Origin of the sequence: Citrobacter amalonaticus, from assembly GCF_018252635.1 — a bacterium.
In the GTDB taxonomy this organism is placed as follows: domain Bacteria; phylum Pseudomonadota; class Gammaproteobacteria; order Enterobacterales; family Enterobacteriaceae; genus Citrobacter_A; species Citrobacter_A amalonaticus_E.
This window is the reverse complement of record NZ_JAGTXM010000003.1, coordinates 598,348-607,006: the sequence shown is the minus strand read 5'-3', so window position 1 is coordinate 607,006 and position 8,659 is coordinate 598,348. Positions and strand designations below refer to the sequence as shown.

Sequence of the window (8,659 nt, the reverse complement as noted above, 5' to 3'; positions counted from 1 at the left end):
CGAGTGCGGTCTGATAACAGAATTTGCCTGGCGGCCGTAGCGCGGTGGTCCCACCTGACCCCATGCCGAACTCAGAAGTGAAACGCCGTAGCGCCGATGGTAGTGTGGGGTCTCCCCATGCGAGAGTAGGGAACTGCCAGGCATCAAATTTAGCGTGCTGATATGGCTCAGTTGGTAGAGCGCACCCTTGGTAAGGGTGAGGTCCCCAGTTCGACTCTGGGTATCAGCACCACTTAATTAGGTTAAAGTTCGGCACAGTAGAAAAGAATTTGTCTGGCGGCTGTAGCGCGGTGGTCCCACCTGACCCCATGCCGAACTCAGAAGTGAAACGCCGTAGCGCCGATGGTAGTGTGGGGTCTCCCCATGTGAGAGTAGGGAACTGCCAGACATCAAATAAGTGAGAAGGCCATCCGAAAGGATGGCCTTTTTACGTTGTGATCCCCGTGAAAACAGTAGGCCCGGTAAGCGCAGCGCCACCGGGCAAAAAACAGCAGGTCAGTGAATCACCTGCGACAGGAATGCTCGCGTACGTTCTGACTTTGGATGGGAAAAAAACTCATCCGGCGGCGCCTGCTCAACAATCTCCCCACGGTCCATGAAGATCACCCGGTCGGCCACCGTTCTGGCGAACCCCATCTCATGCGTCACACACAGCATTGTCATTCCAGATTGCGCCAGGCCAATCATCGTATCCAATACCTCTTTCACCATTTCGGGATCCAGCGCCGATGTGGGCTCATCAAACAGCATAATTTTGGGTTTCATGCATAGTGAACGGGCAATAGCCACGCGCTGTTGTTGACCCCCGGAGATCTGCCCTGGAAATTTATGCGCATGCTCCGCAATACGTACACGTTCCAGATAGTGCATTCCCAGTGCTTCAGCTTCTTTTACTGGCATCTTACGTACCCAAATCGGCGCCAACGTACAGTTTTGTAGAACGGTAAGATGGGGGAAGAGATTGAAGTGCTGAAAGACCATGCCGACTTCCTGTCGGACGCGCTCAATATTGCGGATGTCTTCATTCAACTCGATGCCATCGACAATGATTCGTCCCTGCTGATGTTCTTCCAGATGGTTAATACAGCGGATGGTCGTTGATTTCCCCGAACCTGAAGGTCCGCATAACACAATGCGCTCTCCCTGTTTAACACGCAGGTTGATATCTTTAAGGACATGAAACTGTCCGTACCACTTGTTGACATTATCCAGCGTGATCATCGCGTCGGCAGGTTGTATTAATAGTTGGCTCATAGAATCCTCAGTGCGGTGTACGCCCGGTGTTAAAGCGCTTTTCCAGATGCTGGCTATAGCGCGACATGCTGAAACAAAAAATCCAGTAAATCAGAGCAGCGAAGACATAGCCTTCTGTCGACATACCCAGCCAGGTCGGGTCAACCGTCGCTTGTTGCACGCTGCTGAACAGATCGAACAAGCCGATGATGATGACCAGGCTGGTATCCTTAAACAGGGCAATAATCGTGTTGACCAGCCCCGGGATGACCAGCTTCAGGGCCTGTGGAAGAATGACCAGCCCCTGGGTCTTCCAGTAGCCTAACGCCAGTGACTCTGCGGCTTCGTATTGTCCTTTCGGTAATGCCTGCAATCCTCCACGAACCACCTCCGCGACGTAGGCCGACTGGAAGAGGATCACGCCAACCAGCGCCCGAATAAGTTTATCGATGCTGGTTCCTTCTGACATAAACAGCGGTAGCATGACCGAAGACATAAACAGGACGGTGATCAGCGGGACGCCGCGCCAGAACTCGATAAAAATGACGGATAAGATTCGCACGACAGGCATATGAGAGCGACGCCCCAACGCCAGCAGAATCCCTAAGGGCAGTGCCCCCGCGATGCCGACGGATGCGATGATTAAGGTCAGCGTCAGCCCACCCCATTGGCGCGTTTCAACGCGATCCAGACCAGGAAAGCCGCCATACAGCAGTAACCAGACAATGATCGGGTAGATGACAGCCCATGCAGCGATATAGCGCCCGCGCCGTGGCAATGCTTTCCAGAACATTGGCGCAATGGAAGTCAACCCGACGATCAACGCCAGATTGATACGCCAGCGCTGGTCGTGTGGGTACAAGCCATACATGAACTGTCCAAAACGTTCGTGAATGAACACCCAGCAGGCGCCAGCTTTGGTACAGTCTGCACGGGTGGAGCCCACCCAGTTGGCCTGCAAGAACGCCCAGTTCAACAAAGGGGGGATCAATTCCCACATCAACCACAGGCAGAACAGCGTCAGCAGGCTGTTTGACCAACTGGAGAAGAGATTTTTGCGTACCCATAAGATCGAACGGCCAGGACCGTTACTGGCCGGGCGCATGGGATGAGACAGCAGTGCTTTTGTCATCATGATTCCTTAGCGCTCAATGAGGGCGATTCGCCGGTTATAGATGTTCATCAGCAGCGAGATGCTCAGGCTGATAATCAGGTATACCGACATCGTGATGGCGATCGTTTCGATGGCCTGTCCTGTCTGGTTAAGCACGGTGCCGGCAAACAGCGATACCATGTCGGGATAGCCAATGGCGGCAGCCAGCGATGAGTTTTTCACAATATTCAGATACTGGCTGGTTAAAGGGGGAATGATGACCCGCAGCGCCTGAGGAATAATGACCTGACGGAGAGTCACAGTGTGGGGTAATCCCAGTGAACGAGCTGCTTCGTGTTGCCCGTGGGGAACTGCCTGAATGCCTGCCCGGATGATTTCGGCAATAAACGCCGAGGTGTAGACCGATAACGCCAGCGTAAGCGCCGCCAGTTCAGGAATGAGCACTATTCCGCCACGGAAGTTAAAGCCACGCAGTTGCGGGATATCCCAGTGCAGCGCCGCGCCAAAAAGCCAGTGCGCGATGAGCGGGAGCAATACAATCAATCCCAATGCCCCAGGCCAGGTTCTGCGAAGTTGTCCCGTTTTCATCTGATGCATTTTATTGAAGCGGAACAGGCCTACGGATAGCACAATGGCAATCACTGCCGAGATCACGAAAGCGAGCACGCCTTCCCCTAACTGAGGAGACGGGATATAAAGTCCCCGGTTGCTCAAAAAGACCATATCCAGTGCGCTGGCGGCCTGGCGGGGGCCGGGTAAATTGCGCAGAACCGCGAAGTACCAGAAAAAAATTTGCAGCAGCGGCGGGATGTTACGAAAGGTCTCAATATAAATCGTCGAGAGTTTACGCAGTAGCCAGTTATCGGAGAGGCGTGCCAGCCCGAGAAAGAAGCCGATAAATGACGCAAAGACGATACACAGCGCGGATACCAGCAGCGTATTAAGCAAGCCCACCACGAAAACACGTCCGTACGTGTCGCCCTGCTGATAGTCGATCAGGTGCTGGACGATGCCAAACCCAGCGCTACGGTCGAGAAAGGCAAAGCCCGAGGTAATGCCGCGACTGCTTAGATTATTAATCGTGTTATGAATGAGATAGATAGCAACTGCAACGACCGCAAGAATGGCGAGGATCTGAAACAGCCAGGCGCGGACCGCAGGGTTTGAAAAGGAGAATGATCCTTTTACACTTGAGCGGCGATGGAACATAAGAAAGCCTCGGTAACCATAACTCTGAACTGGGCGCCGCCTGTGCTGCGCCCGTTACATCACAACGACTTAACGCACTGGCGGTGCGTATTGAATGCCGCCGTTATTCCAGAGATTATTCTGTCCACGTTTGATCTTCAGCGGACTATCCGAGCCGACGTTGCGTTCAAAGATCTCCGCATAGTTACCCACCTGCTTGATGATGTTGTAAGCCCATTTATTGTCGAGCTTCAGATCTTTGCCGTAGTCGCCTTCTTTACCCAGCAGATGCGCCATATCCGGTGTTGCCGGGTTCGCCGCTTTCTCATCGACGTTCTTCGACGTTACCCCCATCTCTTCGGCGTTCAACATGGCGAACAGCGTCCAGCGTACAATCGAGAACCACTCGTCATCGCCGCGACGAACAACCGGGCCCAGCGGCTCTTTTGAGATCACCTCTGGCAGTACCAGCCATTCAGCCGGGTTGCTGAGTTTGATGCGCAGGGCATACAACTGGGACTGGTCGGAGGCGAGGGTATCGCAACGTCCGGATTCCAGCGCTTTTGCTGACTCATCTGAACGGTCAAAGGTAACAGGCGTGTATTTCATGTTGTTGGCTTTGAAATAATCCGCCACGTTCAGTTCCGTGTCTGTTCCGGCCTGGATACAAACGGTCGCACCATCTAACTCTTTCGCACTTTTCAGACCCGCTTTGTTGTGGGTCAGGAAGCCAATACCGTCGTAATAGGTGACGCCGGTGAAAGACATGCCCATTCCGGCATCACGCGAGGAGGTCCAGGTAGTATTACGGGAGAGAAGATCGACTTCGCCAGACTGTAATGCGGTGAAGCGTTCTTTTGCGGTGAGTGGAGTGTATTTTACTTTTGTATCATCTCCCAGGACGGCGGCGGCAACGCCACGGCAAACATCCACATCTATCCCGGAGAATTTCCCGTCCGCGTCAGCGTAAGAAAAACCGGGAAGACCGTCACTGATACCGCATTGTACGAACCCTTTCTTTTTTACAGCATCCAGCGTGGTCCCCGCATGTGCCTGATTGGCAACTGCAAGCAGCACGCCGGCCGCCGCCAGTGTGGCTATCATCATCTTTTTCATAATGCATCCTGTGTGGCAAAGAAATTATTGTTATAGAGAGACGTTCTGCAACGTCTTTAACCTGTCTGTGGCATTGGCCATACTCTTTTAAGCAAAGGTAATGCCAGGTTTTGCGTGTGAATATCCGACGCAATAAGCAGAGTGTAGACAGGAAAAAATAAATGCAACGCCCTTAAATGGTGCGAAATTGAAACGTAAGCCACATTTTGGAGCAAAATATTTAAAACAATGCCCGCGAAATGAAATAACGATTTCGGATGTGAATATCGAGAGCGTGAGTATTGAAGGATAAATGAGAAAAGAGAATGGGATGGACGTTATTGATTATTAAAATGTAATGGGATACCTATTTTTCAACACATTGTATGATATGAAAAAGGTGTTTTTAGGCTAAGAGCGCGGCAAGTACCGCGCTCTGAGAATGTTATTTTGATAGCGCGATGATCCCCATCGTCAGGCCTGCAACCGCTGCGGCTCCGCCTGCAATGGCGCCTGCGGTTTCCCAGTTATCCTGAGTCGTCCCTTTCATACAGGTATTGGTATGAACGAGACGTCCTTGGTCATCATAAACCGGAACGCAGGGTGAATCGTGTGCACAGCCTGCCAGCAATGCCGTGAGCAACGCTACTGGAATTAATCTTTTCATGGTGTTACCTCAACAATAAGCGTTCCGCTAAATGCAGCAACAGAGAATGCTGACCCTTTGCGAATACGAAACGAATTTTACCACCGCTTAAAAAAAGATTGGCACATGGAATAATCTCAATTCATGTGGATTGTAAAAATAAAGGAGGAGAGAATTTAGTATTGTACAGAGTAAATGACTATCTGTTTAATAAATAAAGAAAGATATCAGAAGGAAAAAGGCGTCCGTAGACGCCTTAATTTACATATTAGCTTTGGGATTTGTTAAAGCGACCTCTGACGACAACAAAGAACACCGGGACAAAGAAGATGGCCAGCAGCGTAGCTGTCAGCATCCCTCCCATCACACCGGTGCCAACCGCATTCTGGGCACCACTCCCCGCTCCCCGACTAATAACCAGCGGCATTACACCGAGGATGAACGCGAGTGAGGTCATCAGAATAGGGCGCAGGCGCATGCGAGCCGCCTCAAGCGTTGCCTCGATGAGGCCACGACCTTCCTTCTCCATCAGATCCTTGGCAAATTCCACGATAAGAATGGCGTTTTTCGCGGAAAGCCCAATCGTAGTTAACAGTCCGACCTGGAAATAGACGTCGTTATTGAGCCCGCGCAGGGTAGCGGCAAGAAGCGCGCCCACCACGCCGAGCGGGACAACCAACATCACCGAGAACGGAATGGACCAGCTTTCATACAGTGCGGCAAGACAAAGGAATACGACGATTAGCGAGATGGCATATAGTGCCGGTGCCTGATTGCCTGACAGGCGTTCCTGATATGACATTCCCGTCCAGTCATGGCCGATACCACCGGGCAGTTTTGATGCGAGTTCTTCCATTAGCGCCATAGCCTCACCGGTACTTCTGCCTGCGGCGGCCTCACCCTGGAGTTCCATTGATGGCATACCGTTGTAGCGTTCCAGACGTGGAGAACCGTACATCCAGTGTGCGGAACTGAAACTTGAGAAAGGCACCATACCCCCATTGCTACCGCGGACATACAGGTTGTTGATATCTTCTGGCAGCATACGAAATTTCGCATCCGCCTGAACATACACTTTCTTCACGCGCCCACGATCGATAAAGTCATTCACATAAGCGCCGCCCAGTGATGCTGAGATCGTCTGATTGATATCAGACAGAGATACACCAAGCGCCCGCGCTTTTTCCTGATCAACATCCAGTTTGAACTGAGCGGTATCCTCCAGGCCGTTGGGCCGAACTCGAACCAGCAAGTCAGGATGTTGCGCCACCATACCTAGCAACTGATTACGTGCTGATGTCAGTGCGGCATGTCCAAGTCCACCCTGATCTATCAGTTCAAAATCGAAGCCTGTTGCCGTGCCCAGTTCAAGGATTGCAGGCATGTTAAACGGAAAGAGCAGACCATCACTGATTTTGCTAAAAGCGTGTGTGGCGCGGGCGATGATCGACTCTACGCTGTTTTCTTTGCCGCTACGCGCTTCCCAGGATTTAAGGCTGACAAAGGCCATTCCGGAATTTTGCCCTTGACCACTGAAGCTGAATCCGTTGACAGTAAAGACACTATCCACATTTGCTTTTTCATTATTCAGGTAGTAGTCAGTCACTTGATCCAGGACTTTTTGGGTGCGTTCTTGTGTCGCTCCGGCAGGTAACTGGATCATGGTCATGAATACGCCCTGATCTTCATCAGGCAGAAAGGAAGTAGGAAGGCGCAGGAAAAGGATGGCCATCCCGATGACAATCGCAATGTAAATGATCAAGTAGCGTCCGGTTTTGCGCACAATGCCGCTGACGCTGTTGGTGTAGTGGTTAACGCTGAGATCAAATTTGGCATTAAACCAGCCGAAAAATCCCCCTTTCTTTTCGTGGTGTTCGGTGGATGCCGGTTTTAGCAGCGTTGCGCAAAGTGCGGGGGTCAGGATCAATGCCACCAAAACCGAAAGCGCCATTGCCGACACAATCGTGATGGAAAACTGGCGATAAATAGCCCCGGTGGATCCGCCGAAAAAGGCCATTGGGATGAAGACGGCAGACAGCACCATCGCGATCCCAACCAGCGCCCCCTGGATCTGCGACATGGATTTCTCGGTTGCCTCTTTGGGCGGCAACTTTTCCTCCATCATCACACGTTCAACGTTTTCCACTACCACAATGGCATCATCAACAAGCAAACCGATTGCCAGTACCATCCCGAACATCGTCAGGGTGTTGATCGAGTAGCCAAACGCCGAGAGCACGGCAAATGTACCCAACAGCACAACGGGAACCGCAATCGTTGGAATGAGCGTCGCGCGGATATTCTGCAAAAACAGATACATCACGAGGAAAACCAGGACGATTGCTTCGAACAACGTTTTCACGACTTCGTGAATAGAGATCTTCACAAACGGCGTGGTGTCATACGGGTAAACCACTTTCATCCCTGGCGGGAAAAAGGGTTGTAGCTCACCGAGTTTGGCTTTGATCGCGCTGGCGGTATCCAGAGCGTTGGCCCCGGTCGCCAGTTTGATTCCCAAACCTGCTGCCGGTTTACCGTTAATTCGGGCGACAACGTTATAGTTTTCCCCCCCGAGTTCGATACGTGCGACATCTTTAAGATGGACGACGGAACCGTCACTGTTTACTCGTAATGTGACTTTGCCGAATTCCTCAGGATCTTTCAGTCGCGTCTGCGCGATGATAGATGCGTTCAACTGCTGCCCTGGCAGCGAGGGCGTTCCGCCCAACTGACCCGCTGCGATCTGGTCGTTCTGTATCTTCAGTTGATTGATCACATCGACCGGTGTGAGCTGGTATTTGTTTAGCAGATTCGCATCCAGCCAGATACGCATCGCGTACTGCGCGCCAAACAACTGTACGTCGCCCACGCCGTTCAGACGGCTGATCGTATCTTTCACGTTTGAGGCAACGTAGTCGGAGATATCGTCCTGGGTCGTTTGCGGATTGTCAGAGACAAACCCCGCCACCAACAAGAAACTGCTGCTCGACTTTTCTACGCTGATCCCTTGCTGTTGAACTTCCTGAGGCAGCAATGGTGTCGCCAACTGCAGTTTGTTCTGTACCTGAACCTGGGCAATATCCGGGTCGGTTCCGGACTGAAAGGTTAAGGTGATGGTCACGCTACCCGTAGAGTCGCTGGTGGAGGACATATACATCAGGTTATCGATACCGTTCATATTCTGTTCGATAACCTGAGTCACCGTATCCTGCACCGTTTGCGCATCTGCTCCTGGATAGGTTGCAGAAATCGCGACCGCAGGCGGAGCGATAGTCGGGTATTGCGCAACGGGCAGTTGCATAATCGCAAGGGCGCCGGCCAGCATCAAAATGATGGCCAGAACCCAGGCAAAGATAGGTCGTCTAATGAAAAAGTTTGCCATA

6 protein-coding genes, 1 tRNA gene and 2 rRNA genes are annotated in these 8,659 nt (G+C 51.9%); 3 read left to right on the top strand and 6 right to left on the bottom strand.

Annotated features, from left to right (window positions below):
- Window positions 1-26: 26 nt before the first annotated feature.
- The 3 genes from rrf (KE671_RS12685) to rrf (KE671_RS12675) all read left to right on the top strand — a co-directional run bounded on the left by rrf (KE671_RS12685) (window position 27) and on the right by rrf (KE671_RS12675) (window position 388).
- Window positions 27-142: ribosomal RNA gene (rrf, locus tag KE671_RS12685) — 5S ribosomal RNA — on the top strand.
- A gap of 14 nt (window positions 143-156) precedes the next feature.
- Window positions 157-232: transfer RNA gene (locus KE671_RS12680), tRNA-Thr, on the top strand.
- 40 nt (window positions 233-272) lie between these two features.
- Window positions 273-388: ribosomal RNA gene (rrf, locus tag KE671_RS12675) — 5S ribosomal RNA — on the top strand.
- Window positions 389-495: 107 nt separating this feature from the next.
- Here rrf (KE671_RS12675) and KE671_RS12670 read toward each other — a convergent pair.
- From KE671_RS12670 to KE671_RS12645, 6 genes are all read right to left on the bottom strand, one after another.
- Entirely contained in the window at window positions 496-1,254 is a 759-nt protein-coding gene (locus KE671_RS12670; RefSeq protein WP_206163234.1) for an amino acid ABC transporter ATP-binding protein, read from the bottom strand.
- 7 nt (window positions 1,255-1,261) lie between these two features.
- A complete protein-coding gene (locus KE671_RS12665; RefSeq protein WP_206163247.1) occupies window positions 1,262-2,365 on the bottom strand; it encodes an amino acid ABC transporter permease in 1,104 nt (367 codons plus the stop codon).
- A 9-nt stretch (window positions 2,366-2,374) separates the two neighbouring features.
- Window positions 2,375-3,556, bottom strand: coding sequence for an amino acid ABC transporter permease (locus KE671_RS12660; protein ID WP_206163233.1), 1,182 nt, complete (start codon window positions 3,554-3,556; stop codon window positions 2,375-2,377).
- A gap of 69 nt (window positions 3,557-3,625) precedes the next feature.
- The gene (locus KE671_RS12655) at window positions 3,626-4,651 is read right to left on the bottom strand and encodes an amino acid ABC transporter substrate-binding protein (RefSeq protein WP_206163232.1); all 1,026 of its coding nucleotides are present in this window, start codon (window positions 4,649-4,651) and stop codon (window positions 3,626-3,628) included.
- 424 nt (window positions 4,652-5,075) lie between these two features.
- Window positions 5,076-5,297, bottom strand: a complete 222-nt coding sequence (locus KE671_RS12650; protein ID WP_000825639.1) for a membrane protein — start codon at window positions 5,295-5,297, stop codon at window positions 5,076-5,078.
- Window positions 5,298-5,544: 247 nt separating this feature from the next.
- Window positions 5,545-8,658: an efflux RND transporter permease subunit gene (locus KE671_RS12645; protein ID WP_206163231.1), complete on the bottom strand. Its 3,114-nt coding sequence runs from the start codon at window positions 8,656-8,658 to the stop codon at window positions 5,545-5,547.
- Between the last annotated feature and the right edge of the window lies 1 nt (window position 8,659).

Bases quoted from the DNA above. Each gene is read 5' to 3' on its own strand.
- KE671_RS12670 (WP_206163234.1), bottom strand. From the start codon at position 1,254: ATGAGCCAACTATTAATACAACCTGCCGACGCGATGATCACGCTGGAT.
- KE671_RS12650 (WP_000825639.1), bottom strand. From the start codon at position 5,297: ATGAAAAGATTAATTCCAGTAGCGTTGCTCACGGCATTGCTGGCAGGC.
- KE671_RS12665 (WP_206163247.1), bottom strand. From the start codon at position 2,365: ATGACAAAAGCACTGCTGTCTCATCCCATGCGCCCGGCCAGTAACGGT.
- KE671_RS12660 (WP_206163233.1), bottom strand. From the start codon at position 3,556: ATGTTCCATCGCCGCTCAAGTGTAAAAGGATCATTCTCCTTTTCAAAC.
- KE671_RS12645 (WP_206163231.1), bottom strand. From the start codon at position 8,658: ATGGCAAACTTTTTCATTAGACGACCTATCTTTGCCTGGGTTCTGGCC.
- KE671_RS12655 (WP_206163232.1), bottom strand. From the start codon at position 4,651: ATGAAAAAGATGATGATAGCCACACTGGCGGCGGCCGGCGTGCTGCTT.